The sequence below is a fragment of the Azospirillum sp. HJ39 genome, assembly GCF_041507355.1.
GTDB classification, from domain to species: domain Bacteria; phylum Pseudomonadota; class Alphaproteobacteria; order Azospirillales; family Azospirillaceae; genus Azospirillum; species Azospirillum thiophilum.
Genome location: NZ_CP167902.1, coordinates 116,746 through 141,056 on the forward strand (window position 1 = coordinate 116,746; position 24,311 = coordinate 141,056).

Sequence of the window (24,311 nt, forward strand, 5' to 3'; positions counted from 1 at the left end):
CATTTCCCCTCATCAGCGTCAAATGCCGTTAACCGCAACGTTTGCAACCTGATCTGCCAGCTGCTCTTAACTGTTCAAGAGATGTGAATTGCGCCGATAAGGCGTGAACCAGCTGGTTGCAGAGATGTTCTTTGTATGTTCTCATTCAGATGATGATGATGGTTCGGCAAAATGGCAGGCGCACTAGCTTGGGGGGAGTTGAGGTGGGTGATCGAAAGAGTGAGTTCCTGTTAACAGAGAATGAAATAAACGACTTGATTAACCTTTCGTTAGAAGGGCGTCTACGTTTTAGGGCTTTTCTGCAGATTGTTGCTCAAGGCGCTCGCGAGCGAGCCGCGCTTCGCGGCGAAGTAGCTGTCGAACCATCTCCCAACCTTCAGGATCTGCGGTCCGAAGGAATTCGGCATCCCGACGTTCCTCAGGAGTAAATGGATCTTCAACAAGATCCGGGTTTCCGATTCCGGTCTTGATCCAGTTTTTTGTGGTTTTGAGGGCAATAGCAAGATCGTCCATGTAGCGGGGGCGGCGCACCAGATCCCCTTCTAATTGGTCAATCGCCTGCTGGCTGACCTTACAAAACTCAGCCAACTGCTCCTGGGACATCCCGAGCAGTTTGCGGCGGTTGAGAACTCTCTGGCCCATGGTCGTCATGGGCAGGATGTTACCAGTTCCCTTGTTGGGCTGATTGACAAGATTACTTGTTGACGCGGTAACAAGCAAACTAGTAATCTCCATGCTATGGAGCCCAAACTTGCAGCCCTCAGAACCGCTATCGACGCCGTGGGAGGCCAAAGCGCCCTCGCACGGCTCCTTCATGAGACCTTCGGATTGAGGGTCCAGCAGGGGCATGTCTGGCATTGGGTCAATAAGTCGAAAAAGGCACCAGCAGAATTCACACTGGCAATCGAGTGCTTGAGTGGGGTGAGCCGCCGCGACCTGCGGCCAGATGTCTTTATCCAGCCAAAGAAGATCAAGAATAAAACTAATGAACCACTGAGTAAGGGAGAAGCCAAACATCCCCACTCCCCCAAAGCACGCGCGCCGGAAGGCGCCTGAACGGAGGAGGACGAGATGAGAAGCTGGAAGCCAACCGAAAGCAAGCTTAGCGCAAGTTGGGCACATTTACCCCAGCATGCCATTGCCATCACCATACCATCCTCTGGGATAGGCTGTGACGGTGCAGAGGTAGACCGTGCGCACCTCTCCAGAGGTAGCACCGTCGTGACCGGTGTTGCCCAGACTGCTGGTGAGGTCGGCATCTCAATGGCCGTGTCACCGTGCATTGCCATCCTCTCCTTCCGACCGATCCGCAGCTCGCTGCGCAATGGCGCCGAGTTCGGTGCCGATCAGCCAGACCCGGTCGACATCGTCACAAGCGTTCCCACCGCCCGCCGCGACGGCGCGGGCGAACACGGCGAGCGCCCGGACAGCCGCGGCGGCAGCGCAGTCGATGCGCGCCAGTGGAGAGGACGGGGGAGCGTCGGGAGCCGGACCGGTGCCGGCGGACGGAAGCGGAAGCTGAGCGGTCATGAACTGACGGTGGCAGGGCAACCGCACTCCATCAAATCCAATCGAATGGGTGATTTTCTATGACGTTGCAACGCACTCCGGGCTCGATCGAACACGCTCTATTGCAGGTGGTCAACGAGCTGTCCCCGCAGGAAATCGAGACCGCAACGGGACTGAAGATCGGAACCTTCCGCCGGATCTCGAACCCGCTGAACGGTACCGCGCTCGACCTGGACGATGCCGCCGCTCTCGACGCCGCGCTGATCCGGAAGGGGCGGCCGCCGCGCTTCCAGCCGCTCTTCCAGGAGATCATCGCCAGCGTCGTGGCTCAGCTCGGCGGCGCCGAAGCGCCCGTTACGGATTTCGGCCGATCGCTCCGCCAGCTCAACATCGAGTCCGGCCGGCTGGCCAAGGAAATCGACGACGCTCTGGCCGACGACCATGTCGATCAGGCGGAACGCCGGCGGATCGCCGCAGCTGCCAACGACGTCATGGAGCATGCCCGCGTCATCCGAGATGCGGCCGAACCGCCGCACATCGGCGTCGTGTCGATCCGCACCCAGGCAGCAACCGCCTGATCCACCCCAACGCCCTGTTCCAAAACAGTGAAGGAGGCCGACCGTGGCCGCGAAACTGAACCTGAAGCCATCGGCAATTCCGCCGGACCGCATATCCGCAGATCTCGTGGTGGAGACGGTCGGCAACATCCGGGAGAAGAAGCAAGTTCTCTCGGATGCCCAGATGGGGCATGCCGGTGAGTACAAAGCGGCGGAGAAGAAGGGGCTCCATACAAAGGCCCTGAAGCTGGCCGTTGTGATGGCGAAGGAAGAGCCGGCGAAGCGCCTCGCCTTCTGGAAGCACTTCGTCCACTACGTCACGGTCCTCAACCTGGACAAGGACCCGCAGCGGTCGATCTTCGACGGCCAGGAGGCGATGCCGTCCGCCGACGACGTGGCCGACGCCGTCGGCGTGATCAACAACGGTCCCAGCGTCGACGACATCCCGCCTGTTCCGCACCCCGCCGACATGGAAGGCAAGAAGCGGCTGATCGGTGCCTGGAACAAGGGCGTCGAAGCTCGTCGCGAGGGCCGGAAGCGCAGCGACTGCCTGCTGACCGGCGCGGAGTCCATCAAGACCTTCGAGGCCGGATGGGACGGGATGGACGCGGCGATCAAGGCCGCATCGGAAGGCGGCGCGCAGCCGGTGGCCCCCGCCACTTCGATCGGCGGCTACGATATCCCCGAAGGCATGTCGCAGGACATCTTCACCAGCCTGTTTAAAGACGGCGGCAGCCTGTTCCGTTCAGGCAAGTCGCCGGGCGACCATGCCGATGCCGACGATCCGGTCAAAGCCCGGGTGCTCCAGCTCGGCTGGGCCGCGGAACAGGACGAGCAGCAGAAGGCCAAGGATGTGGCGGCAGCGCCTGTCATGACGCCGGAGCAGATGGAGGAGATCAAGGCCGAGGGCGTTGCCGCCTGCCATGCCGGCGAGACGCGGGCGAAATGCCGGTACGCCGAAGGAACCGCGGAAGCGGATCTCTGGCTGAGCGGCTTCGACGAAGCTGACGACGCGCTGTTCGATGGCGTCGGCGGGAACGGACCGGGGGTGGAGGACGCCGGAGACCAGGAGGGCGCTGACCATCACGATGATGAAGCCCATGATGATGGCGACGATCTCGTCGAGGCGTCCGCGGATGCCGACGAGATGCTCGATCCGCCCGACGACGAAGACGACGCCTTCCCGATGGCAGCGATGTCCCGGCCGATGACGGCCGCCGACGTCTTCGCGGAGTGAAGTCGGTGGCCGGCGGCGGAATCCTCACCTTCGACCTCGGTCGGCATCTTGGTTGGGCGACGGCAGACCGCCCGGCCATCGACCGCTGGCCGCCGGGCCTGTTCGTTCCGGGCCGGACACCGCCGCGCCCCGCAATCGAACTGGACACCATCGTGATCGCGCCGCCGAGCACGCCGCATGGCCCCTATTTCCTCGGCTTCGAGAACGTTGTCTGCGACCTGCTGGACCGGCTGAAACCGCGGGCGGTGGCCTATGAAGCCGCGATCGCCGCGCACAAGGGTGGGAAGAAAGGGAAAGGGGAGGGCATCGAGGCGGTGCGGAGGCTGGTCGGGAAAGCGGCTGTCCTTGAGATGCGTTGCGCCGATCAGGGTATCCCCTGCTTCGAAATCCACAACGGGACCGTGAAGAAGCAGTTCGCCGGCAACGGCCGCGCCGAAAAGTCCGACATGGTCGACGCCTGCATTCTCCGTGGCTGGACACCTCCCGACCCTAACGCGGCCGACGCGGCAGCGGTCCTGGAATGCGCCGTTCGGTCCCTCAAGCACAAGGAGCAGTTATGATGATGACCGCCGCCATCGTCGCCTATGTCCTGCATCTCGACGCCGTTGCAGGTGCGATCCTGTGGGCCGTCCGGAAGGTCGCCTGAGATGCCGGATATGCTCCTTCCAGAAGCAGAAATCCCTTCGGCAACCGCGGTCCCTGCCGACCCGGCGGGTGACCTGCTGGCTGCCGCCGCTGGCCGGCGCTTCGCCACGGTGATGGCGGACCCGCCCTGGCGCTTCGTCAACCGCACCGGCAAGGTGGCGCCGGAACATCGCCGCCTGTCCCGCTACGGCACCATGACGGTGGAGGCGATCTGCGCCTTGCCGGTCGCGGATATCGCCGCACCCCCTGCGCACCTCTATCTGTGGGTTCCGAACGCACTGCTGCCGGAAGGCTTGCAGGTCATGCGCAGCTGGGGATTCGAATATAAGACCAACCTCGTCTGGCACAAGCTGCGCAAGGACGGCGGGTCGGACGGGCGCGGCGTCGGCTTCTATTTCCGCAACGTGACCGAGCTGCTGCTGTTCGGCGTCCGCGGCAAGAAGGCCCGGACGCTCGATGCCGGCCGCACCCAGGTCAACTATCTCGGCACCCGGAAGCGGGAACATAGCCGCAAGCCCGACGAGCAATACGACCTGATCGAGGCGTGCAGCCCCGGCCCCTATCTGGAGCTGTTCGCCCGCGGCGCCCGTCCGAATTGGACGGTGTGGGGCAACCAGGCCGACGACAGCTATGTGCCGACCTGGGACACCTATGCCTTCAACTCGACGGTCACCGATACCGCTGGAGGTGCAGCATGACTGCCGCCCCCATGTCGTCCCTGCCGCCCTGCGCTGACGGCTTGCGTGCCTCCCTGGACGGAGTCGTATCGGCTCTGCGCGTTCTCCGGCTGACCCAGGTCGGCCTGTCGGAGGTCGAGATCCACCGGCGCGCAGCTGATCTTCTCCGGCAGAAGGGCTTTGCAGCCGAGCACGAGTTCCGGATCGCGCCGCGGTGCCGGCTCGACTTCTGGATCTCCAATCCCGGCATCGCCATCGAGTTCAAGAAGGGCCGGCCATCGAAAGCCGACGTGGTCGAACAGCTCGGCCGCTATGCCGCTCTCCCGGAAGTGCGCGCGCTCGTCCTGGTCCTGGAGCAGAGCATGGTGCTGGCGCGCGAGACCGCTGGCAAGCCGGTGCGCGTCGTCTCCCTCAATGCCAACTGGGGGATCTGCTGAACCATGGCCGCGCCGTTCCCGATGCCTGCCGACCTCCCTGCGCACATGGCCTATCCGGTCCTGGACGGTGTGCGGTTCTGCGGGGAACTGCGCGTCGTGAAGCCTGGGCCGGACGAGAAGATCACGAAGTCCGTCCGGCCAGTGTGGGAGCTGACCGGCGACCGCGACATGATCATGGTCGGGACGAAGCTGTTCCCTGGCGCCGACCAGCGCGGCGGCCATCGTCTCCTGTTCACCGCCAATCCTCGCATCTTCCAGGACCTCGTTTGGCTGATGCAGCGCTACCCGCTACGCATCGTCGACCGGTCTGCTTTCGATGAGGCGTTCCGGGAATGCGCGTCGTTCCTGGTCAAGCGCATCCGCGCCAACAAGGCATTCGAGAAACGCGGCGCCGATGGCGAGCGGATCGCCCTCAAAGCGCCGGCGATCTTCCATGGCTCTCTGGCTGACCGGCCGTGGCAGGAAGAGGGTCTGGCCCACATGGTGGCCAACCCGCGCACGATCCTTGGCGACGACCTCGGGCTTGGGAAGACGGTTCAGTTCCTGGCGCTGCTCGCCCAGCTTGAGAAATGGCCGGCGCTGATCGTGTGCGAGACCCACAACCAGGTCCAATGGATCAAGCAGACCTGCAAATTCCTCGGGATCGATGAAGACGGCGGCCGGCTGAAACTCCACCGGATTCGTGGCACGAATCCGGCAGGGGGGCTGTCGCAGGCGCACATCTACGTCACCCACTATGGCCTGCTGCGCCACTGGCGGCAGGAGCTGGTCGATGCCGGGATCCAGGTCATCGGCTTCGACGAGATCCAGGCCCTTCGGAAGCACGACAGCCAGAAATACTTTGCCGCGACCGACATCGCGTGGCGAGCCGATCATGTGGTCGGGCTGAGCGACACGCCGATCTACGGCTATGGAATCGAGATGTGGTCGGTCATGAACGCGGTCGACCAGCAGTGCCTGGGCACGCGCGACCAGTTCATGCGCCAGTGGTGCGCCAACTCCGTGCAGGTCACCGATCCAGACGCCCTCGGTGACTATCTCCGGCGCGAAGGTCTGCTCCTGCGCCGGACTAAGGAGATGGTGAAGTCGAAAGTCCCGCCGGTCCATCCGATGACCTACTGGGTCGACGGCGACGAAACGACTTTCAACCGCCTCAACGTCGATGCGCAGCGCCTGCGTGCCGAGGCGGCCAACCAGAACACGGCCTTCGACCGCGCCCGTCTGGAAGAGGCCGCGGACAGTGCGGAGAGGAAGGCGACCGGGATTGCGAAGGCGGCCGACGTCATCGCGCTGGTCAAGACGCTCGTCGCCGACGGCGAGCGGGTCCTGCTGGGCGCCTGGCACCATGAGGTCGTCGACCTTTATGTCGAGGCGCTGAAGGACATCGGCGTCGGTTGCTTCACCGGTCGCCAGGACACCACGCAGAAGGAGAACGTCAAGGACGCCTTTATCGCCGGCACCATCAAGGTGCTGATCATGAACCTCCGGTCCGGAGCCGGCGTCGACGGGCTGCAGCACGTCTGCCGAATCTTCGTCGCCGGTGAGCTCGACTGGTCCCCGCAGGTCCATCGTCAGATCATTGGCCGCCTGCACCGTGAAGGCCAAGCCTTGCAGGTGCTGGCCTACTTCGTCGTCAGCCAGTTCGGCAAGGACCCGAAGATGATGGAGGTTCTGGGCGCGAAGATGGCCCAGTATTACGGCGTCATGAAGATGGAGGCCGACACCGCTGAAGAGCGGGAGGCCCATGAATCCGCCGGGCTCGGCCGGATCGAGCGTGCGCTCGCCGCCGGCACCACCAACGACAACACGGGCAGAGGCGATGTGTCTTGCATCGCGCTGCTGGCCACCATGACGCCCGCCGAGTTCATGGCGCTCCAGCAGCGCGTCATCATGCAGACCGCCGGCGCCGCCAGCACCTTCCTTGCGCTTGAACGCGGCGCCGCGTTGCCGCCGGAGCATACCGACGCCGACCTCGGCGCGCTCGCCGACCTGGTGCCGTCGATCGCCAAGGCCACCGCCACGCGCGAAACCACTGGCCGCTTCATCCTCTCCACCGCAGGCGCCGCCGGGCTCCTGCCCCTCGCTCCTATCGCCCACTCTCACGACAGGGCCGCCGCATGACCGATGTTTCCAAGATCGACCCTACCATCCGTTCTCTTCGTGATGGCGAAGCGTCAACGCTTTCCGCGCTGTTCATCCCGTTCCTGCCATGGCACACGCATGGTGGGCTCTATCAGCTGATGCAGTATCAGAGGCGGTTCCTTGTCGCGGAAGTCGACGGGCAGCCGGTGGCGGTCGGAGGATATGGTCCCTCCGGTTATTCGCGGCACGCCTGGGCACTGGGGCCGGCTGCGACGCTCCCCGAGTATCAAGGCCGCGGCATCGGTGCTGCGCTGATCCAGGCCCGCTTCGATGCCATCGGCAAGTTGGCGGGCGAATCCGGCAAGTCAGCCGTCCTGCTTCATGTCTCCAGCAAGCGTCCGGCGTCCTGGCTCCGTCTCGGCTTCCGGATCATCGACGAGGTGGATGGCTCGACCCTGCTTTGCCGGCGACTGGCTACCGCCTCGTCAGGATCTCTCGACACCGATCTGGATGTTGCAGCATGACCGCCTCCGCCTCACCCCTGGTCATTCGCGGCCTTCAAGCGACCGATGTGTCAGCGCTGGTTGCGATCCTGCGGGATGCCCACGCGCGGCCGGACGGGACGGTGCCCGCTCGTTATGACACCGTGTCGCTGACCAGGATGTTCTTTGCCTCCTTGAGCAGCCTGTGCCCGCATCGGGCCGAAGTGTTGGTCGGCGCGGTCGATGACGAGCCGGTTGGCGTCATCTGTTACAGCGCTTCGCGCCTCTCCAGCCTGGCCTGGGAGGTCTCCTATTGGGCGACGGCATCGCGGATGCAGCGCGCGGGGATCGGGTGCCGGATCCTCGACGCCGCTCTCACGCGGATCAAGTGGGCGTCCGGTCCGGATCACTTCGTGCTGGTCCGTAGCGCCCTTGCCGGGGCATTCGAACAGCGCGGATTCGGTCAGTTCCATGACGATCCCGCGATCATGCGGGCGCTGGTGCGGGACATTCGTCTTGGCGCCGCGGCGAACCTCGCTTGTCCGCATGAGAAGGCCGCCTGATGCCGGGCCGCCGTCTCACCCCCCGTCCGCGCTGGACGTCCGGTCAGCGCCGCGCACTGGAGCGCTCCCATGCCGCCGGCAAGCTGGAGACGATCTCCGCCCAGAAGGTCGGCCGGTCCGCGAGCGCCGTGAAGGCGAAGATCGCCCGGTTGGGCTTGGTCCGGAACCCGACCGATCCTCGCCAAGGCACCCTGATCGGCACGGATGGGACCGCAGAACAGAACACCGAACCCTGTCGTGAGGACGACCATGCTGAAGCTCGTCACCGTCAACGGACAGCGCGTCGAGCGACCGCTGCACGTCCGATCCTGCGCGGTCGCGCCGTTCGCACCAGGACTCATGCCTTTCACCTTTCTCTGGGCGCCGCTCGCCGCCTTCAGCCTGTGGTGGAGATGCGCGTCGCTGCTGCTTCCATACGGGTCCACCGCCTTGCCGCATGAGGCATCACCGATGACCGATTCCGCCGCCACCATCCAGCCTGAGCAGGTCGTTCCGCCGAGGTACGGGAAGGGCACCGTCCTGCATCTCCTGCGGACGCTGGAAGCCGATCTTGAGGCAGTCGATGGACCGGCCGGCGAACTGGACGCGATCCAGTCCTTGGGGTTGGTCCTCTCGTCGGTCGGGCTGATCACGAACGATGCCTGCCTCGACATGAACGAGATGGTGAATGAACGACGTCTGGCTGGGATGGCTGCGGCTGACCTCGTCGACGCCGTGCTGCTGTTTCGCCCGGCCGACTGGGGCTACTGCACCTGGAAGGATACCTTCCGCGGCCAAGGATACTGCGCGCACGTCTATCCTCCGGTGCTCCTTCGCCGGGACAGCGGCGTGCCGGCCATCACCAAGGCCCATAGCGAACTGATGGCGGCGGCCCGCGCTATCGTCCAGGCCTGGGCCCATGTCACGGGGGAACAGCCGTGAACATCGGGAAGGCGCTCGACATCGAGGCAGCGGCAGCAGCCTCCCAGGGCGCGCACATCGAATTGTTCCGCGCTGCCGTATTGACTGGCAACGACGAGCAGATCCGGCGGGCGAAGCTGAATTGCGAAGCCGCGCTGGAGGCCCGCCTTGATGCCACCGAAGCGGTGGTTCGCGCACAGCGGGAGCATCGACGGAGGCTTGGGCTGTGAAAAGCCACGCACTGGAATCAACCCTGTTGTTGGACCTCGGACCGATGACGGCGCCGCGCCCGCGTGTTCCGCTGTCGCCGGTACCGGGATGGTTCTGGGGCGATCTGAAGCCGCGCGCCTACGGGCTGATCATGATCGATCCGCCCTGGGAGCAGGAAATGTTCTCTGCCGAAACCGGGATCAAGAAGGCTCCCCAGGCCAAGTATCCTTGCATGTCATTGAAGGAGATCCAGACGCTGCCTGTCGCGCAACTCGCGGCGCCGAACTGCTTCGTGGTGATGTGGACGCTCTGGAATTTTGTCGCTCCGGGTTTTGCCACCGACACGCTGAAGGCCTGGGGCTTCCAACCGAAATCTGGCGGCGCGTGGTTCAAGATCACGAAGAACGGCAAGCTGGCGATGGGAACCGGCTACGGCTTCCGCGGCTGCAATGAGCCGTTTCTTACCGCGAGCATCGGTGCGCCGAAGGTGCGCAGCCATGCCGAGCGCAATGGCGTCCTGACCGAGGTGGAGGTCGATGCCGCGTTCGAACTCGACGCGCTGATCGCCCAACTCCGCGAACACAGCCGCAAGCCCGAAGAAATGCGGGAAGCGCTGGAGCGGATGTTCCCCGATGTCCCGAAGGTCGAGATCTTCGCCCGCGAGCGCCGTCCCGGCTGGGACGCCTGGGGCGACCAAGTCGACGACAACCTCTTTGCAGAAGGTGTCCCCGCATGACCCGCCTACAGAGCCAGGTCGTTCACAGCACCCGCTCATCGATGACCGCTGCCCAGCATGCCCTGCTGAAGCGCGTCCACTCGGCGGATGCCGGCCTCGGCGTGCTTCTGCCGATGGACAGCGGCATGGTCCAGGAAATCTTCGCAAGCAGGTGGATCAAACCGGGCGAGTTCCCGTGGTGCCGCGACCAGACGCGGTTGCGTTTCCGCCTGACCGCAGTTGGCCGGACCATGATGGAGCGGCACGAACAGGCCGCTCGTGAACTGCATCGCATATCCCGTCGGCGGCTGCCCCGCGCCTGACCGACCCCGCTCTCCGCCGGCGCCAAGGCTGCCGGCAACCGCAACTCCCAAGAGGGAATCACCTCAATGTCCGACCTCTTTGCCGACCTCCAGATCAACCCAGAGGAATTTCTGCCGGTTTCCACGGTGAACCCGATGGAACGCGCCAACCTGCGGGTCGTGCGCGTGTCGGTGTCACCGCAGCAGACGACCAACAAGAAGGCCGGCGCTCGCGTGAACATTACCTTTTCCCCCGCGGTTTGCGAAAAGCTGGGGGTCCAGGTTCAGACCAAAGCCGCCGTCTTGATGGGACGTCAGGCCGGTCAGGTTCTTGTATGCTCTCCCCAAGCCGCGAAGGAGGCCTTCCCGAACAGTAAACTGGCAACCTTCACGGTCAGCAACAGCGGTGGAAGGGTTGGTGCCGCCTTGCGCAAGGTTGCCTTCGCAACGCCCTTCTGGTGCATATCCGAGCGGACCGAAGCTGTCGATGTTGCGAGCTTCAAACTTGCCGCGGGAGCGCTGCTGATCCAGCTGCCCGACAGCTTCATTCGACCGGAATATCTGCCGCAGCCGTCCGCGATCATCACCAGCGAGAACACTGAAGCCGAACTGCCGCCGCTGGCCGTCGAAACGGAGAAGGCACCGGTCGCCAACAGCGGTCCTGCAGTACCTGCGGGCGATGCTGCGCGGCTGATGGTCGAGGCGAGTTGTCCGCGGGTCGAACCGGATAACATCGACCCGGCACCGACCGTCGAACCCGCAGATTCGGTGCCGGTGACTGCCGGGAACCCGGAGGTTCCGGTCACGTCGACTGACGCTGATCCCGCCGAAAAGCCAGCGGACGTCCAGGTGTCGGAGGAGGAGGTATTTCAGCAAGACGCCGAATCTCTTTACGGTGTGCTGCTGGCATGCGCCAGGCAGGGTCGGGAATGCCCGCCCAACACCACGCTCTGCGAGGCGTTGATCGAGGGCGTGGTCCTGAAGTCCGTCTACGTGACGGCTCTCTTCAAGCATCTGCAGGAAGGGGGCAGGATTTCCTTCAGCTTCATGGATAGCCGCGGCAAAAAAGCCGACAGCTACATCAAGGGCCGAGTGCGTGTCGTCGAGTTCTTGACCGGCTCGGAGAAAGGGTTGACCACGCGGAATCCCTTCGCCGCACCGACACCCGCTACCCGCACGCCCACGCCGGCCACGCCGAAGGAATTACCGAAAGCAGCTGTGAAGGGGAGGGGGCTGTCCGAAGCCGAACGCGAGCTGCAGGAAGCGGCGAACGCCGGCAAGGATGTCACGGATGAGGATTTTGAGTTCCTGAAGTCCAAGGGCGTTGCCATCGTTCGGAATCCTGGAAACTCCAGCCATCCTTTCAAGATCAGCGACTTGCAGGTGACAGCCATTGAGGTCTCGCGCCGCGCTCGCAGCATGCGCCTGCTGACCCGGAAGAGCGCCTGATCATGGACGGGTTCACCGCAGCACCTCCATGCGACGAAGACGATCCACTTCATGGCTGGCAGACCAATAGCGCCCTGCTGTCGATGCTGCATGTCGACAACGGCATGTCCTTCGACAGCATCGCGGCACTGATTGCGGAAGGCATCGGTGCAGCGGTTACTTCCGACGAGGTCAAGGCGGTATGCATCGCTGTCGGCATCGTCGCCATGCCGTCGGCACGACCTGCTGCGACGCCGGCCCGGCGGTCGCGAAAGGGCGGGCATGCTGTCGATCCGCACGAGCCCGTTGGCTGTCGCTGGATTGACGGCGACCCGCGGGGAAACTGGAGTTTCTGTCAAGCTCATCAGCGACCGGATTCAAGCTACTGCGAACACCATCACAGCAGGACAAGGATCACCCAGAAGCAGGCGCTGGCGATGGAAGCAAGGGCTGCAGAGGCCCGCCACGTCGTGGTCCCGGCACTGTCCAAGGCGCGCTGATGGACGGAGAGCTCCAGTCCTCTGCGCCACTCCAGCAGGAACTGGACGATCTGCTGGAGTTGCGCCGCGCCGCGATGCGTAGCCATGACGGAGCTCTCGCGCCAGGAAATCGGGCTGCTCTGGTCAATGCCGCTATTCGATACCGCCGTACTCAGGGATGGGACAGGAACCGCATCGATGGCGGGGTCGCATCGATCCAGGACCGGCTGAACAAGGTCTTCAGGCAATGAACGACAATGACAAGCGGCAGATCCCGCACAACGAAGAGGCGGAGCAGGCGCTGCTCGGCGCCCTCCTGATCAACAACCGGGCCTATGACAAGGTCAGCGATGTCCTTCGGCCGGAGCACTTCTATGACCCGGCGCATCAGCGCATCTTCGCAGCCATCGCCGAGGCAGTCGACAGCGGTCGGACGGCGAATCCTGTCACCCTGAAGGCCCAGTTCGCAGGCGACGCCGATCTCCAGTCCAGCGGAGGCGCTTCCTACCTGGTGGAACTGGCCGGAAACGTCATCACGGTGGTGAACGCCGCCGATTACGCCAGGACCATCCATGAGTGCTTCCTGCGCCGGCAGCAGATCGAAGCGGCCGTGGCGATGCTGGACATGGCCTACGACATGACCGGCCCGAAGCCGGAGGAGGCAATCGCCCAGTGCGCGGCGGATCTCGACTTTCTGCTTGATCGCGCGCCGGCCGCCGGCGCCGGTTTCGTCACCATGCGGGAAAGCGTCGAGGCAGCCATTGAACAGGCAGATGTAGCCCGCCGCTCCGGTGGTGGGCTGTCCGGCATTTCCACCGGCCTGATCGACATGGATCGGATGACCGGCGGCTTTCAGGCGACCGACCTGATCATCATCGCCGGACGCCCGAGCATGGGAAAGACCACCTGGGCAAAGAACATCTGCGTCCACGCGGCGAAGCAGTTCAAGGCCGGCCAGGATCATTCTTGCCCGGTCGGCTTCTTCTCCCTGGAAATGTCTGGCACCCAGCTGGCTGCCAACTACCTGGCAGAGGAAACCGGCATCGGCAGCCCGCGTCAGCGGCAAGGCGACCTCACCGATGACGATTTCCTTCGGCTGATCCATGTCGACCCAGATATTCCCTTCTACATCGACACCAGCGCCGACACGCTCCCTGTACTGCTGAGCCGCGCCCGCCGGATGAAGCGCAAGCATGGCGTCGGGCTGTTCATTGTCGATTACCTCCAACTGTTAACCAACGGTTCGCGGTCGGAAAACCGGGTGCAGGAACTGACCCAGATCACCCGCGGGCTCAAGAAGCTGGCGCGCGACCTCCAGGTTCCGGTGGTGGCGCTCTCACAGCTCTCCCGTAAGGTGGAGGAGCGAGAGGAAAAACGGCCGCAGCTTTCCGACCTGCGCGAATCCGGCTCGATCGAGCAGGACGCCGACGTCGTCGTCTTCGCCTTCCGCGAACAATACTACCTGGAGCGCGCGGAGCCCAGCCGCCGGGCCGACGAAAGCGATGAGAAGTTCAACGACCGGCACCAGCGCTGGCAGCAGCGTCTCGGCGACGTCCAGAACACCGCAGAACTGATCATCGCCAAACAGCGAATGGGGCCGATTGGAATCGTGAAGGCCTTCTTCGACGGTACGGCCAGCAAGTTCGGCGATCTCGCGAGGCAATGACCGTGAGCGGATTCTTCCTCCTACGTCGTGGCTGGCGCAGCAACCCAGCGTTCCAGGACGAGCCCTGCACGGAACGCGAGGCATGGGTCTGCCTTATCGAGGAAGCGGCATACAGTGCCCGGCGGAAGCGTGTCGGGAAGATCGTGGTCGATGTCGAGCGCGGCCAAATCGCCGCCTCCACGCGCTTTCTCGCAGACGCCTGGAGATGGGCTCATTCGAAAGTGCGCCGGTACCTGGACCGCCTTGAACGCGAGGAGATGGTCAGCTTGGCGACCGACCAAGGGCTGACAATCATAACCCTTTGTAATTACGAGAAACATCAATCCATCGAGCAGGATACCGACGATGAGGCCGGCACAGCTCCGGCACAGGGGGTGAAGCGGTCGCGATCGGAAACCGGCACACCTGCGCGACGGAAACCGGCACAGGCAAGCCATTCAAAAGAAACAGAAAACGGCGTTAAGCGGCACAGCTCCGGCACAGCAAGCGACACAGAAGCGGCACAGCTCCGGCACAGCTCCGGCACAAACTATAACGAAGGAAACAAAGGGAACGAAGGGAAGGATATTCCGGTAGCTGACGCTACCGAGCCGGCTGAGCCGGCCACTGCGCCGCCGCAACCCCAGCAGCAGGCCGAGATGGTCCTTGGCGGCCCCGATCCCACTCCCGGCCAGCCGGTCGACCTGAAGGCGGTAATCTTCGGGGCTTGCCTGGTCTGGCTGACTGGCGCCACCGGCAAGCCCCAGGACAAGCTTCGCCCGGCACTTGGCCGTCTCTGCAGCCGCTACGGAGATGGCGCCGTTCTGGAGGTCCTGCAAAACGCGGCGCGCGCAAGTCCTGTCGACCCCATTGCCTGGATTCACGACGTCATCAGAAGGGATTACGAGGAAATCAATGGGACAGGAACTTACAGCCGCAAGCGGGAAAAGCTCTCTCCACACCAAGCCCTTTTTGAGGCCGGAGCTCTTGTCGATGCTCAACTCCGGGAAGAAAAACGAATTAACTGATGGTGAATTTCAGGGGCTAAGTGAAGATACCAAATGGACGCCGCCGACCATCAGTGCAGCTGAGCGGTACCGACTGGTGACCTCGGACATTCCGGCCTTGGAGGCATACCTTGCGCCAGCAGATCGGACGTGGATCAACGGCCGGGTCATCGCCTTGCTGTCCCATTACTTCGTTCCAGACATCCCGCAGCAGGCGCAGGTTGCGGCTCTTGGCGACTGGATCATGCTGCTTGCCCGCTACCCGCAGTGGGCGGTCCAGGCGGCGGTCGTCGAATGGTTGGACCGCCCTGGTCGGCAGAAGCCAATGCCAGGCGACATCGCGGCCGGCTGCCGGTGGCGCGTCGCCGAACCGGCCCTGAACCTCAAGCTACTCTGGAAGCTGGTCGACCACCATGACCGGCAGTTATCGGCTGGTGACCGGCCATGAGCCTGGGCAGGCCACGCGGACCGAAATGCGCTCTTGGGCGCCTCCACACCACCCGCCTTGGTGCTCGAGATGCTGCACGGGCCGGCTACCACGACACCGGCGTCGTCGTGATCTTCCCGGACATGCTGAAGGACGATTTCGAGCGCCAGTTCGTCGAGAGCATCGCCAATCGGGAGTATGGGGTGAACCCATCCGCCGGCAGAGGAAAAGAAAAATGAACAGCAAAGTTGCTGTCGAGCAGGAAGCGGACAGCGTACTGGAATCCAATGGCATAACGCCGTCCAATGCTCAATTCTCCGTGATCCGTGAGATCGTCAAGTGGTATGGGGACCGTCATCGGCCGGAATTCTATCTAGCCGGCTATGCCGGTGTCGGAAAGACCACCATCGCCCGCCTTGCTATCGAGGAAATCCAGGCCCGATACAAGCGGTGCAAAAAGGTCGTCACCGGAGCCTACACGGGAAAGGCCGCGTACCGTCTCCGTCAGAAGGGAGCCCCCAATCCTTCGACCATTCACGCGATGATCTATGCGCCGACCGAGCGTGACGGCGCGCTCAGCTTTGATCTGGCGGAGGACGGGCCGGCCAGCAACGCGGACCTGATCGTGCTCGACGAGGTGTCGATGGTGAACGAGCAGATCGCCCAGGACCTCCGTTCCTTCGGGAAGAAGATTCTCGTCATGGGCGACCCGGGCCAGCTCCCACCGGTGTCCGGCGCCGGCGCCTTCACCAACCGGGAGCCGGACGCCTTCCTGACCGAAATCCATCGGCAGGCGGCAGACAGCCCGATCATCCGGCTTGCGACGATGGCACGTCTGGGCGAACGGATCCGGCCCGGCGACTATGGCGGTGGTGTGCAGGTTCTGTCGCTTACAGCATCGACGCAGCACGAGGTCTACCGGCCCGACACTCAGGCTATTTGCGGTATCCACCGGGTTCGGTGGACGATCTGCCAGCGGGCGCGTCGTCGCCTCGGGTTCGATGGCCCGCTTCCGCTGACAGGTGAACGCGTTATCTGTACCCGCAACAGCCATGGTGATCGGCTTTTCAACGGTGTCCTGGGCGTCGTGACGGTGGACACGGTGGCTGCTGCCGAACCTGGGCTGGTAACCATGCAGGTCCACCTGGAGGACGAGAGGGAAGCAAGGGATGCGATCCTCGTCCACCCCTGGCAGTTCGCCCAGCACTTCGACCATGCAGTAGGCAAGCCGGATCGGATCGAGAAGGGCATCAATGAATTCGACTGGGCCTATGCCATCACCTGCCACAAGGCGCAGGGATCGGAATGGCCGCATGTCTCCATTGTCGACGACAGTGGGGCGTTTCGCCGCCGGGACCGCGATGACAGTGGTAAATGGCTCTACACCGCGATTACCCGGGCGCAAACCGGCCTTACACTGCTGCTGCGAGGAGGCGACCGGTGACCGACGCTCCCGACACCGGCTCGACCAAGGCGCCAAGCGCCGCGGCGCTGAAGGCCCGCGCCCGCCGGGTCCGCCGTGGCGAGACCGTCGAGGCGGCGGCTCGGAAGCGCACCAGCAAGGCATCGTTGCAGGGCATGCTGCAGATCCCGTTGCTGGAAACGCTAGAGGAGGCCGGCGGACGGGCCCGGCCGAGCGACCTCTACCAGCAGCTGGCTGACCGTCTCGGTGTTCCGGATGATCTGCGTTAGGAGAGCCGGACCTGCGGCAACGGCCGGAGTTACGTCTTCTTTGAGCAGCAGGTCCGCTGGGCCCGGCAGACCGCCGTCATGCAAGGTCTAATCGATGACGGCCCCCGCGGTATTTGGGAGCTTGCCGATCCAGGCCACGCCAAGCTGCTGAAGGCGCGCCGCGGCGTGGTGCTGCTGGTCGTATGTCCAGGGCGGAGTTCGCCGAGCGCGCCGCCTGGATCTGGGGCAGGGGGCATGCCGACCGGGAAGCGATTCTGCGCCGGCTACCGGAACTTCGGGGGAAGAACCTCGCGTGCTTCTGTGCAGAGGGAAGCCCCTGTCATCGGGACGTGCTGTTACGGCTGGCGAACGGACCGGTCGAAATTGAATAGGAAAGGGGCGATAAACGAGAAGATGTTATGGCTGTGGGCGGCATTGGGGTGGGCTGGGAGCGGTTAGTGTTTGCATGAGTTGTATATCACGGTATTTTCATGTATCATGAATGACCATAGATCTCGTCGTCTTTCCAGAAAGTAGAGTGGCCTATGGTCAAGAGTGCTCGCCCCGTCGGTCCATTTACTGAGGGTAAGCGAACTGCAAGGTTGCGCCCTGAGCATGGATTCACAAGGGAGCAAGTCTACGAAATCCGGAAGTTAAGAAAGCAGGGCTTTGATAACGAAGAAATCGCCGATCATATGGAGGCAGACGTCCATAAGGTAAATATAGCTTTGTCAGCGTTACGGACGAAGCGACCAAATCCAGACCGGTACACAATCAACGTTGGAATTAACGCGGGTAAAGTTATCAAATCTGAGCAGAAATCTGGCGAGCCGATGTGGAGTACAGTAGATCGTCTGCTAACGGAACTCCATGAGCTTAGAAAGAAGCAATGAAGAGGCCGGGCGTCTGGTGTAGCAGAGACAGCACCTCCGGCGTAAAGCCGGCCTCCGGATCGGCGTCCGCCATCGCCCTGGGCCGACCCTGGCCGCTGGCGTCAAAGAGGGTGGGGGAGGCGTCCAGGCGCCAGATGCCGTCTGAGCGGAGCCGAGCAATCGGATCGGCGACCCGCGCCCGGGTGCCGGTCGGCCCGTAGGTCCGGGTTAATTGCGGGAGGACGGCAGCGGCATCGAGGTATCGGATTCTATCGTTCCCGGCCATAAGCCGCGCCAGCGCATAGAGTAGCAGGAGCGGCTTGTGCGGCGCCCGGACGCCGTTGCTGGCGTGGCGCTGCAGGTTGCCGAGAATGGAGAGGAATTCGGTAGCGTCCATCGTGATGCAGCTTCTTTTTTTTGGGGAAGCTTACAATCACGCCGTTGCCGGCACGAGTTGCCTTTCAACCATGACTGCATCTGTTCATGGTATCGGAGTCATCCCTATGCGGTGAGGTCAGCCAGCGAGTTGACCTTCTCGTAGAACCAGGATTTCAGACAGGCTTTGGAACAGAAAAGCAGTTCAGCCTGCGCGTTCCGGATCGGCTGGCCCTGAAGCAAATCGTGATGATGTTCACCGGTTCTGGATGCTCCTATCAGGTCATGATCATGGATGCTGAGATCCCAGAAGATGCCGATAGCATCGTCGCCCGAAATCATGGTCTGCCTGTCATTGGGCTGCTTCGCCATGGCCCCAATGGAAACGCTGTAGAATTTGGCGTTGTCGATCGGCTTCTTGCAGCAGGCGCAGGTCATGGAAACATCCCCATTTTGGGGAAGGTTGCAGGAAGAGTGTGCTCATGTAAACGGTGATCCGGAGGCGGCCCCAGTGGTTCGCTCGCTACCGGGCGTCAGCGACTGCCGACGCCTCCATCCACAACCGGCCGGAACTGGATCAGCTTGTCCATCACGGCCGGTCCGCCGTGCGGCACAAAGAATCGTGTTGCCGAACGGATGTACTCGTACAAGACGCCGATCTTCTTGAGGTCGGCGCTGTACTGGGAAAACTTCGGGCCGGTTAGCTCGATGCGCTGCTCCCCGTTGACCTTTGTGCTGAACAGGGTCCAGCCGTTGGCGAGTTGCAGGCGGTGGCCGGCCAGCACCGCGGCGATGGTCTCCTTCGCGCTCCAGGCCTTCCCATAGGAGGCTCCCAGGCGCTGGAGCACCTGCCGGATCATGAGTGCAGGGATGACGCGACCGAGGATGCGCTGTCCGTCATCGGTCTGGAGCCGGTAGACCCGCGGTTCGCCGGCGCCTGCCAGCTTGTCCCAGATCGGCAGCAGCACGCCGCTGATGACGTGCATGGCCTCGACGGTGAACGGCTCCGCGTGACCGATCTCCGCCTGCCACAGCGATTTTGCCTTTTCCTCGTCGACCATGCGATAGTGGGAGATGACGCCGTCGATGGATGGGGCGTCGATATAGTGGGTTCCGAACGGCCCCACCAGCCGGTACTGGCCGATCACCTTGCCGTCGGCGTCGGTCCGGTTGTGCGCCGGCCGCTGGGCGTAGATGCGCCCGTTCTGCTTGTTGTTGATGAACTGCAGGATGTCGTCGTGCTTCTCAAGCAGGGCATCGAAGTCGACGCCGTTGTTCCGCCGCCAGACCTTCAGCTCCGTGTAGGTGGTCTCGGCGCCGGTCCGCGGCTCCCGGTAGACCACGCGCGGCGGGCTGACCATCTCGATGCTGTCGGCGATGACGGTTTCCATGCCGACGTTGAGCGTCCCTGCGTCGGCGGCCAACTCCACGGCCTGTTCCAGCCGGCTGGCGAACTCGTCGAAAAGCCGGTTCATCGGCTCGACGTTCATGCTCAGCAGCCGGTTCAGGAACTGCTTCACCGGCGGCAGCTTGTCCTTGAGCAGGTCGCCTTCGTCATTCAGCAGCCGCAGGCCGAGCTGGCGCTCGAACTCGAAGATCGAAAGGCCGGCGACCTCCTTGCCGTCGTAGAGGTCCATGATCAGCTGGAAGAGGGCGGCGGAGCCGTATTCGCCTTCCAGGTCGTCCCGGGTGGTGAACAGGCCCTGCTCCCCGGTATTGCGCTGTCCCTTGGTCAAGGCGCCCAGGCTGCCGAGCCGGCGAGCGATAGAGGACATGAAGCGCTTATGGCCCTTCAGGCTGGTGGCGCACAGCACGATCTCCGGCGCTGACACCTGATCGCTCCTGTGCGGCCGGCCGCAGGCCTGCGTCGCTTCCTTCGCCGACCAGCCGGCCTGGGCGATGTAGAGCACCCGCTGGCGCTGGTTCCGGAACTTGCGACTGGCATGCAGGTCGATACCTGTGTTGCCGGCGTTGCTGTAGGCGGCAATGGGCTTGGTGTCGTCGTGGAATGCCTGAAGGTCCGCCATCATGCTGGATCGGGTGCGGGTCTCGATCTGCGCTTTCATGGCGCCGAAGCCGTCCGGCTTCTTGACCACGCGCCGGGAGCGGCCGGTCAGTTCGGCGACCTTGTCGACACCGAAGTGGTCGAGGAGCTGCTCCAGTGGTCCGTTGGGCACGCGCAGCGACGCGACCTGAAGGATGAGTTCTTCCCGGATCTCGTCGGCTTCGGCATTGATGATCGGCCGGCCGCTCTCGTCCAGCGCCACCCGCATGCGGAAGTTTCCGGCCTCATCCATATAGGCCTCGTGCTGCTTCGTCGGGAAGCACATCTCCAGATATTGGAGCAGCGACTCCCGCGGCGACATGTCGAGGTCTTCGAGGTTCTCAGCGGCTCCCTCTCGCGACAGAGCGCGGTCCATTGCCGCCTCATTGGTGTTGACGAAGTAGAGCAGCGGCGACCGGCCGGCGGCGAGGTCCGCCTCCATCTCCTTGAGGATGGTCGGCATCATCATCGCCGTCAGCACCTGATTGAAGAAGCGCTGGTGGCTCCCCCAAAAGGCCGACATCGTCTTGGATTTGGCCTGAGCGTCTCCACTGGTGCCGATGATTTCCATCACCTTGTGGACGTTGGCCAGCACCAGCTGCCAGGCCTCGGCCATGGCGTCGTAGAGCTCGACCTGCGCCGGCGTCAGTTCATGGACCAGCCGCCGGTACCGGACATCTTCGTAAGAGAGTGAGCGGGCGACATACCGGCCCAGCGCCTTCACGTCGCGCGTGACGATCTCCATGGCGGCGATGCCGCCGGCCTTGATCTCGTCGATGAACTGGTGCTTGCCGGCGAACGGTGTGCCATGTCCCCAGAGCCCGAGCCGATCGCAGCTCGACAGGTTCTCGACCTTGTCGGCGAGCGTAGCGCTGACGTAGACCACCCGGGCGTTGGGAAGGGCCTTCTGCAGGTCGACCGACGCTAGGCCGGTCTGGCTGGCCTTCGCCTTGCCGCGGGCGCCGTCGGTCTCGACAGCGTTGGCGGCCGCATGGTGTTCGTCGGAAATGATGACGCCGTCGAAGCCGGTGCCGAGCCAATTCAGGATCTGCTGGAGCCGGCTGATCTTGTCCCGCGGCTTGCTGCGCAGGGTGCCGGTCGACACCAGCATGATTCCCTTCGTCGCCTTGATCGGCTCGCCGGCCGGGATCTTGGACATGGGAAAGATGTCGGACGGATTGCCGCCGAGGTCACCCCAGTCGCGCCGCGCAGCATCCAAGAGCGTGGAGTCATTCTTCGTGATCCACAGCGCCTTGATGCGGCCCTGGCACCAGTTGTCGAAGATGATGCCGGCGCATTCACGTCCCTTGCCGACACCTGTTCCGTCGCCGATCGCGAAGCCGGCGCGGAAGGCGGGCTCTTCAGCGCGTGCCGGTAGAAGTTCCCGGTGTGCCTGCCCGGCGTAGACCACCGCCTCGACCTGGGCGAAGGACAGCTTACCGTCCAGGATAACGTTTTCAGGGAAATGGGGGCTGTAGGTCGGCTCCGGCGGCAGCACCGCGGCCATGGCCGCAGACTCGACCAGCTTGGACGGGTGAGGCTTGGCGCCATCAAGCTTGAGACGTTGCGGCTCATAGGGCTCGTACTTCACATCCTGGATCGGAGCGTCAAAGCGGTCGCGGGCCTTGGTCTGGCCCACGGTGACCGTCGCGGCGGTCGTCGCCGGAGCGACCGTGTCAGGTTCCGCCGGCGCGTTCGCCGCTTCTGCTCCGGGTTCCGTCGACGCTACCGCGCCCGCTACTGCGGCTTGCGGCGTGGTGGGCGTGCCGGCACAGCCGGGAGCTGCCGCAGGACGCGGTGCAGGTCGGGCCAGGACCGGCCGTGGAGCCTGCGACGGGGTGGGGCGGTTGAGCCGTACACCTTCAAGCACCGCCATGATGCTGGCGACGCTGTCGAACTCTCCGCCGAGCGGCCGCTGACCGCTCGAAGTTGGGCCGGTCTTGTCGATCACCACGATCCGAACAGCGATCGAGGTGCCGGCCTTGCGGAACGCGGCCCCCTCCAGGAGGAGGTTCGCCTTGACGGTGTAAGTCTGGATGATCGATCGCCACCAATCCCGGTAGCGGGCGGCGCCGAAGCCCATCCCCGGCGGCAGGATGGCGACGAGACGGCCGCCCTTCACCAGCCGCTTCAGCGCCTGTTCGGTATGGCGCGCCGCGGTCATGGGATCAGCGATATCGCCCAGCCGGCCGGCGGTTGCGGTGAAGGGCGGGTTCATCAGGACGGCGGTCGGCAGCACGTCCTTCGGAAGGATCGAATGCAGATGGTCGGCGTTCTCCCGGATCGTCCGGAAGCCGAGCCCCTCGAGGATGGCCGCCCGGCGCTCCGACAACTCGACGCAGACCACTGCGGCGCCGGCGTTTGCCGCCTGCACGGCAAGGGCACCGGTTCCCCCCGACGGCTCCAGCACCAGGTCAGCCGGCTTCAGATCGGCAAGCCACGCAGCCAGGAAGGCGACTGCCGGCGGGGTGCTGAACTGGTCGAATGCCGCCACCTCCTCGTCCCGCCTCGATCGCGTTGGCAGCAGCGCACCCAGAGATTCCAGGTCTTCGGCCCGGAGCTGGGCGGACAGCAGCCCGACCGTCGGCGCCAGCGATATCCGTCGGTCCAGGATCAGCCTGTGCAGCGTCATTTCGGCGATGTCGTAGGCATCCGCGGCGGTGTATGTCCCGGCTCCCTGCGACCCGCCGAACCACTGATCGGCCGCAGAGAACAGGGCCTGGGACGAGATGCTGTTCCCGGCGCCGAGACGTTCGGTGAGTGCCGGCAGCGGGGCGGGGCGTGCGATGATGTCCGACATTCGGCCGTTCTCGATGACAAAGGGGGAGTGCGTCCGCGCTCGAAAATCTCGAAGCGGATCTGGGATAAAAAGCAGGAGACGTCGAATATTATGGGGCGGCTAATGACGGAGCAACGAGAACAGGGAAGAAATTGCTATTTTCGCTGCTTTTAAAATTATTACTACTACGCCAGATGCATCAATTCACAGGATCCGGTGCTTCCGCCGGGCAAGGACTTCAATGGGGATGAATCGAGGCGTGGGGATGAATCGAGACGTCAAAGCCGAACCAGCGGATGCTCAGGGTCTGGACTGTTCCGTCTCTCTGGGCGGCAGCAATGGCATCGTCGAATGCGGTTTTGCGAGCGACATCGCCCTTTCGAACAGCGACACCGACGCCACGTCCCAACACGCCACGCGTGAAGCTGAGTCCGACCAGAACAAGCGGAGCATCGGCGGACCGCAAGGCATTGACAGCGGAGCGGGAACCGAGGACGGCATCCAGCCGGTCGGCAGCGAGATCGAGCGCGGCCTCGTCGAGCTTACCGTATTCGCGGACACGGATGCCGGGAAGGTGGCGTTCCACGAACGCGGCCTGAATCGTTGAAACCTGGACGCCGACCGTCATCCCGGCAAGACCGCGCGCGAAGGCCGCGAGCGCTGCTTCTGTCGCAGGGCCGGCGTTGTCCAGGTCGACCGGGTCGACCTGGAAGCTGAGATCCCGCAGCGGTGACTCGGCGCGGGTGGCCAGTACCGTCGGTTCGGTCGCGTAGGGACCGGCGAAGTCGACCTTGGTGACGCGGGCATCGGTGATCGCCATACCGGCCATGATGGCGTCGTATCGGCCCTGCTGGAGGCCGGGCAGGATTCCGTCCCACGCCTGGGCGACAATCTCGCAATCAGCTTCCATCCGGCGGCAGAGGTCGCGGGCCAGATCGACTTCGAAGCCAACCAACTCTCCAGCCGGCGTCATAGCGTTCCAGGGAGGGAAGGCGCCTTCCGTGGCGATCCGGAGCCGGTCGGCGGCACCAGCGTCTATCGGGGTGGTGAGTGTGGCGATGGTTACGATGATGAACTTGAGAGGGCTGTTCTTCATGGTTACGCGGCCCCTTGGGGTTTCAGGGCGGACCATTCCCAATCGGTGAAGTCGGGTGGCTTGCATCTGTAGTGGCCGGGTCTGGATTCCATATCGGCAGCGAGGCGGTCCTGACTTCGAGCGAATCGAAGAGCTTCCGATGGGTTGGCGCTTGTCTGGGTGTGTAGCCGCC

General features: G+C 63.7%; 29 protein-coding genes and 1 pseudogene. 23 read left to right on the forward strand and 7 right to left on the reverse strand.

The window, feature by feature from the left end; genetic code table 11:
* Positions 1 to 288: 288 nt before the first annotated feature.
* Positions 289 to 849, reverse strand: a complete 561-nt coding sequence (locus ABMY26_RS00625; RefSeq protein ID WP_372393798.1) for a helix-turn-helix domain-containing protein — start codon at positions 847 to 849, stop codon at positions 289 to 291.
* Here ABMY26_RS00625 and ABMY26_RS00630 point away from each other — a divergent pair.
* Positions 739 to 975: pseudogene (locus tag ABMY26_RS00630) on the forward strand (YdaS family helix-turn-helix protein); the annotation flags it as partial. The gene ABMY26_RS00625 and the pseudogene ABMY26_RS00630 overlap by 111 nt on opposite strands.
* 297 nt (positions 976 to 1,272) lie before the next feature.
* Here ABMY26_RS00630 and ABMY26_RS00635 read toward each other — a convergent pair.
* Entirely contained in the window at positions 1,273 to 1,530 is a 258-nt protein-coding gene (locus tag ABMY26_RS00635; protein WP_372393800.1) for a hypothetical protein, read from the reverse strand.
* 59 nt (positions 1,531 to 1,589) lie between these two features.
* On the opposite strand from ABMY26_RS00635, the gene ABMY26_RS00640 reads away from it, so the two are divergent.
* The 8 genes from ABMY26_RS00640 to ABMY26_RS00675 all read left to right on the forward strand — a co-directional run bounded on the left by ABMY26_RS00640 (position 1,590) and on the right by ABMY26_RS00675 (position 8,189).
* Positions 1,590 to 2,087, forward strand: coding sequence for a phage regulatory CII family protein (locus ABMY26_RS00640; protein ID WP_372393802.1), 498 nt, complete (start codon positions 1,590 to 1,592; stop codon positions 2,085 to 2,087).
* Positions 2,088 to 2,130: 43 nt separating this feature from the next.
* Positions 2,131 to 3,303, forward strand: a complete 1,173-nt coding sequence (locus ABMY26_RS00645; RefSeq protein WP_372393804.1) for a hypothetical protein — start codon at positions 2,131 to 2,133, stop codon at positions 3,301 to 3,303.
* The gene (locus ABMY26_RS00650) at positions 3,300 to 3,863 is read left to right on the forward strand and encodes a hypothetical protein (RefSeq protein ID WP_372393806.1); all 564 of its coding nucleotides are present in this window, start codon (positions 3,300 to 3,302) and stop codon (positions 3,861 to 3,863) included. Before ABMY26_RS00645 ends, ABMY26_RS00650 begins: the two co-directional genes overlap by 4 nt.
* Before the next feature lie 96 nt (positions 3,864 to 3,959).
* Positions 3,960 to 4,646: an MT-A70 family methyltransferase gene (locus ABMY26_RS00655; RefSeq protein ID WP_372393992.1), complete on the forward strand. Its 687-nt coding sequence runs from the start codon at positions 3,960 to 3,962 to the stop codon at positions 4,644 to 4,646.
* Complete coding sequence (locus tag ABMY26_RS00660; protein ID WP_372393808.1) at positions 4,643 to 5,062, forward strand: hypothetical protein; 420 nt, start codon at positions 4,643 to 4,645, stop codon at positions 5,060 to 5,062. The genes ABMY26_RS00655 and ABMY26_RS00660 overlap by 4 nt, the downstream gene beginning before the upstream one ends.
* A 3-nt stretch (positions 5,063 to 5,065) precedes the next feature.
* A complete protein-coding gene (locus tag ABMY26_RS00665) occupies positions 5,066 to 7,183 on the forward strand; it encodes an SNF2-related protein (RefSeq protein ID WP_372393810.1) in 2,118 nt (705 codons plus the stop codon).
* A complete protein-coding gene (locus ABMY26_RS00670) occupies positions 7,180 to 7,668 on the forward strand; it encodes a GNAT family N-acetyltransferase (RefSeq protein ID WP_372393812.1) in 489 nt (162 codons plus the stop codon). The genes ABMY26_RS00665 and ABMY26_RS00670 overlap by 4 nt, the downstream gene beginning before the upstream one ends.
* Positions 7,665 to 8,189: an N-acetyltransferase gene (locus ABMY26_RS00675; protein WP_372393814.1), complete on the forward strand. Its 525-nt coding sequence runs from the start codon at positions 7,665 to 7,667 to the stop codon at positions 8,187 to 8,189. Before ABMY26_RS00670 ends, ABMY26_RS00675 begins: the two co-directional genes overlap by 4 nt.
* Positions 8,190 to 8,232: 43 nt before the next feature.
* Here the strand turns inward: ABMY26_RS00675 and ABMY26_RS00680 are convergent, their stop codons facing one another.
* Positions 8,233 to 8,391: a hypothetical protein gene (locus ABMY26_RS00680; RefSeq protein WP_372393816.1), complete on the reverse strand. Its 159-nt coding sequence runs from the start codon at positions 8,389 to 8,391 to the stop codon at positions 8,233 to 8,235.
* A gap of 47 nt (positions 8,392 to 8,438) precedes the next feature.
* Between ABMY26_RS00680 and ABMY26_RS00685 the strand changes: the two genes are divergently transcribed.
* From ABMY26_RS00685 to ABMY26_RS00750, 14 genes are all read left to right on the forward strand, one after another.
* Positions 8,439 to 9,110 (forward strand): hypothetical protein, encoded by a 672-nt coding sequence (locus ABMY26_RS00685; protein WP_372393818.1) that lies wholly within the window; start codon positions 8,439 to 8,441, stop codon positions 9,108 to 9,110.
* Positions 9,107 to 9,319 carry a hypothetical protein gene (locus tag ABMY26_RS00690; RefSeq protein ID WP_372393819.1) on the forward strand — a complete coding sequence of 71 codons (213 nt, stop codon included), beginning with the start codon at positions 9,107 to 9,109 and terminating at the stop codon, positions 9,317 to 9,319. The genes ABMY26_RS00685 and ABMY26_RS00690 overlap by 4 nt, the downstream gene beginning before the upstream one ends.
* Positions 9,316 to 10,035, forward strand: coding sequence for an MT-A70 family methyltransferase (locus ABMY26_RS00695; RefSeq protein ID WP_372393820.1), 720 nt, complete (start codon positions 9,316 to 9,318; stop codon positions 10,033 to 10,035). The genes ABMY26_RS00690 and ABMY26_RS00695 overlap by 4 nt, the downstream gene beginning before the upstream one ends.
* Positions 10,032 to 10,337: a hypothetical protein gene (locus ABMY26_RS00700; protein WP_372393821.1), complete on the forward strand. Its 306-nt coding sequence runs from the start codon at positions 10,032 to 10,034 to the stop codon at positions 10,335 to 10,337. The genes ABMY26_RS00695 and ABMY26_RS00700 overlap by 4 nt, the downstream gene beginning before the upstream one ends.
* 66 nt (positions 10,338 to 10,403) lie before the next feature.
* Complete coding sequence (locus ABMY26_RS00705) at positions 10,404 to 11,765, forward strand: hypothetical protein (RefSeq protein ID WP_372393823.1); 1,362 nt, start codon at positions 10,404 to 10,406, stop codon at positions 11,763 to 11,765.
* Between the two features lie 2 nt (positions 11,766 to 11,767).
* A complete protein-coding gene (locus ABMY26_RS00710) occupies positions 11,768 to 12,244 on the forward strand; it encodes a hypothetical protein (RefSeq protein WP_372393825.1) in 477 nt (158 codons plus the stop codon).
* Positions 12,244 to 12,474, forward strand: a complete 231-nt coding sequence (locus ABMY26_RS00715) for a hypothetical protein (protein ID WP_372393827.1) — start codon at positions 12,244 to 12,246, stop codon at positions 12,472 to 12,474. The genes ABMY26_RS00710 and ABMY26_RS00715 overlap by 1 nt, the downstream gene beginning before the upstream one ends.
* Positions 12,471 to 13,889 (forward strand): replicative DNA helicase, encoded by a 1,419-nt coding sequence (locus ABMY26_RS00720; RefSeq protein WP_372393829.1) that lies wholly within the window; start codon positions 12,471 to 12,473, stop codon positions 13,887 to 13,889. Before ABMY26_RS00715 ends, ABMY26_RS00720 begins: the two co-directional genes overlap by 4 nt.
* A 2-nt stretch (positions 13,890 to 13,891) precedes the next feature.
* Entirely contained in the window at positions 13,892 to 14,896 is a 1,005-nt protein-coding gene (locus tag ABMY26_RS00725) for a hypothetical protein (protein ID WP_372393831.1), read from the forward strand.
* Positions 14,862 to 15,323, forward strand: a complete 462-nt coding sequence (locus tag ABMY26_RS00730) for a hypothetical protein (protein ID WP_372393833.1) — start codon at positions 14,862 to 14,864, stop codon at positions 15,321 to 15,323. The genes ABMY26_RS00725 and ABMY26_RS00730 overlap by 35 nt, the downstream gene beginning before the upstream one ends.
* A complete protein-coding gene (locus ABMY26_RS00735; protein ID WP_372393835.1) occupies positions 15,320 to 15,541 on the forward strand; it encodes a hypothetical protein in 222 nt (73 codons plus the stop codon). Before ABMY26_RS00730 ends, ABMY26_RS00735 begins: the two co-directional genes overlap by 4 nt.
* The gene (locus ABMY26_RS00740) at positions 15,538 to 16,746 is read left to right on the forward strand and encodes an ATP-dependent RecD-like DNA helicase (RefSeq protein ID WP_372393837.1); all 1,209 of its coding nucleotides are present in this window, start codon (positions 15,538 to 15,540) and stop codon (positions 16,744 to 16,746) included. The genes ABMY26_RS00735 and ABMY26_RS00740 overlap by 4 nt, the downstream gene beginning before the upstream one ends.
* Complete coding sequence (locus ABMY26_RS00745) at positions 16,743 to 16,994, forward strand: hypothetical protein (RefSeq protein WP_372393839.1); 252 nt, start codon at positions 16,743 to 16,745, stop codon at positions 16,992 to 16,994. The genes ABMY26_RS00740 and ABMY26_RS00745 overlap by 4 nt, the downstream gene beginning before the upstream one ends.
* Positions 16,995 to 17,107: 113 nt before the next feature.
* The gene (locus tag ABMY26_RS00750) at positions 17,108 to 17,365 is read left to right on the forward strand and encodes a DUF4326 domain-containing protein (protein ID WP_372393841.1); all 258 of its coding nucleotides are present in this window, start codon (positions 17,108 to 17,110) and stop codon (positions 17,363 to 17,365) included.
* A gap of 484 nt (positions 17,366 to 17,849) precedes the next feature.
* Here ABMY26_RS00750 and ABMY26_RS00755 read toward each other — a convergent pair whose 3' ends face one another.
* The 4 genes from ABMY26_RS00755 to ABMY26_RS00770 all read right to left on the reverse strand — a co-directional run bounded on the left by ABMY26_RS00755 (position 17,850) and on the right by ABMY26_RS00770 (position 24,139).
* Positions 17,850 to 18,242, reverse strand: coding sequence for a hypothetical protein (locus ABMY26_RS00755; RefSeq protein ID WP_372393843.1), 393 nt, complete (start codon positions 18,240 to 18,242; stop codon positions 17,850 to 17,852).
* 104 nt (positions 18,243 to 18,346) lie between these two features.
* Positions 18,347 to 18,658 (reverse strand): hypothetical protein, encoded by a 312-nt coding sequence (locus ABMY26_RS00760; RefSeq protein ID WP_372393845.1) that lies wholly within the window; start codon positions 18,656 to 18,658, stop codon positions 18,347 to 18,349.
* 95 nt (positions 18,659 to 18,753) lie between these two features.
* The gene (locus tag ABMY26_RS00765) at positions 18,754 to 23,064 is read right to left on the reverse strand and encodes a strawberry notch-like NTP hydrolase domain-containing protein (protein ID WP_372393847.1); all 4,311 of its coding nucleotides are present in this window, start codon (positions 23,062 to 23,064) and stop codon (positions 18,754 to 18,756) included.
* 217 nt (positions 23,065 to 23,281) lie between these two features.
* Entirely contained in the window at positions 23,282 to 24,139 is an 858-nt protein-coding gene (locus ABMY26_RS00770) for a transporter substrate-binding domain-containing protein (protein WP_372393849.1), read from the reverse strand.
* Between the last annotated feature and the right edge of the window lie 172 nt (positions 24,140 to 24,311).

What these genes read in the sequence shown, in the direction of transcription:
- ABMY26_RS00625 (WP_372393798.1), bottom strand. Translation starts at nt 849, where the DNA reads ATGCCCCTGCTGGACCCTCAATCCGAAGGTCTCATGAAGGAGCCGTGC.
- ABMY26_RS00635 (WP_372393800.1), bottom strand. Translation starts at nt 1,530, where the DNA reads ATGACCGCTCAGCTTCCGCTTCCGTCCGCCGGCACCGGTCCGGCTCCC.
- ABMY26_RS00640 (WP_372393802.1), top strand. Translation starts at nt 1,590, where the DNA reads ATGACGTTGCAACGCACTCCGGGCTCGATCGAACACGCTCTATTGCAG.
- ABMY26_RS00655 (WP_372393992.1), top strand. Translation starts at nt 3,960, where the DNA reads ATGCTCCTTCCAGAAGCAGAAATCCCTTCGGCAACCGCGGTCCCTGCC.
- ABMY26_RS00660 (WP_372393808.1), top strand. Translation starts at nt 4,643, where the DNA reads ATGACTGCCGCCCCCATGTCGTCCCTGCCGCCCTGCGCTGACGGCTTG.
- ABMY26_RS00665 (WP_372393810.1), top strand. Translation starts at nt 5,066, where the DNA reads ATGGCCGCGCCGTTCCCGATGCCTGCCGACCTCCCTGCGCACATGGCC.
- ABMY26_RS00670 (WP_372393812.1), top strand. Translation starts at nt 7,180, where the DNA reads ATGACCGATGTTTCCAAGATCGACCCTACCATCCGTTCTCTTCGTGAT.
- ABMY26_RS00675 (WP_372393814.1), top strand. Translation starts at nt 7,665, where the DNA reads ATGACCGCCTCCGCCTCACCCCTGGTCATTCGCGGCCTTCAAGCGACC.
- ABMY26_RS00685 (WP_372393818.1), top strand. Translation starts at nt 8,439, where the DNA reads ATGCTGAAGCTCGTCACCGTCAACGGACAGCGCGTCGAGCGACCGCTG.
- ABMY26_RS00700 (WP_372393821.1), top strand. Translation starts at nt 10,032, where the DNA reads ATGACCCGCCTACAGAGCCAGGTCGTTCACAGCACCCGCTCATCGATG.
- ABMY26_RS00705 (WP_372393823.1), top strand. Translation starts at nt 10,404, where the DNA reads ATGTCCGACCTCTTTGCCGACCTCCAGATCAACCCAGAGGAATTTCTG.
- ABMY26_RS00710 (WP_372393825.1), top strand. Translation starts at nt 11,768, where the DNA reads ATGGACGGGTTCACCGCAGCACCTCCATGCGACGAAGACGATCCACTT.
- ABMY26_RS00715 (WP_372393827.1), top strand. Translation starts at nt 12,244, where the DNA reads ATGGACGGAGAGCTCCAGTCCTCTGCGCCACTCCAGCAGGAACTGGAC.
- ABMY26_RS00720 (WP_372393829.1), top strand. Translation starts at nt 12,471, where the DNA reads ATGAACGACAATGACAAGCGGCAGATCCCGCACAACGAAGAGGCGGAG.
- ABMY26_RS00730 (WP_372393833.1), top strand. Translation starts at nt 14,862, where the DNA reads ATGCTCAACTCCGGGAAGAAAAACGAATTAACTGATGGTGAATTTCAG.
- ABMY26_RS00735 (WP_372393835.1), top strand. Translation starts at nt 15,320, where the DNA reads ATGAGCCTGGGCAGGCCACGCGGACCGAAATGCGCTCTTGGGCGCCTC.
- ABMY26_RS00740 (WP_372393837.1), top strand. Translation starts at nt 15,538, where the DNA reads ATGAACAGCAAAGTTGCTGTCGAGCAGGAAGCGGACAGCGTACTGGAA.
- ABMY26_RS00755 (WP_372393843.1), bottom strand. Translation starts at nt 18,242, where the DNA reads ATGGACGCTACCGAATTCCTCTCCATTCTCGGCAACCTGCAGCGCCAC.
- ABMY26_RS00760 (WP_372393845.1), bottom strand. Translation starts at nt 18,658, where the DNA reads ATGACCTGCGCCTGCTGCAAGAAGCCGATCGACAACGCCAAATTCTAC.
- ABMY26_RS00765 (WP_372393847.1), bottom strand. Translation starts at nt 23,064, where the DNA reads ATGTCGGACATCATCGCACGCCCCGCCCCGCTGCCGGCACTCACCGAA.
- ABMY26_RS00770 (WP_372393849.1), bottom strand. Translation starts at nt 24,139, where the DNA reads ATGAAGAACAGCCCTCTCAAGTTCATCATCGTAACCATCGCCACACTC.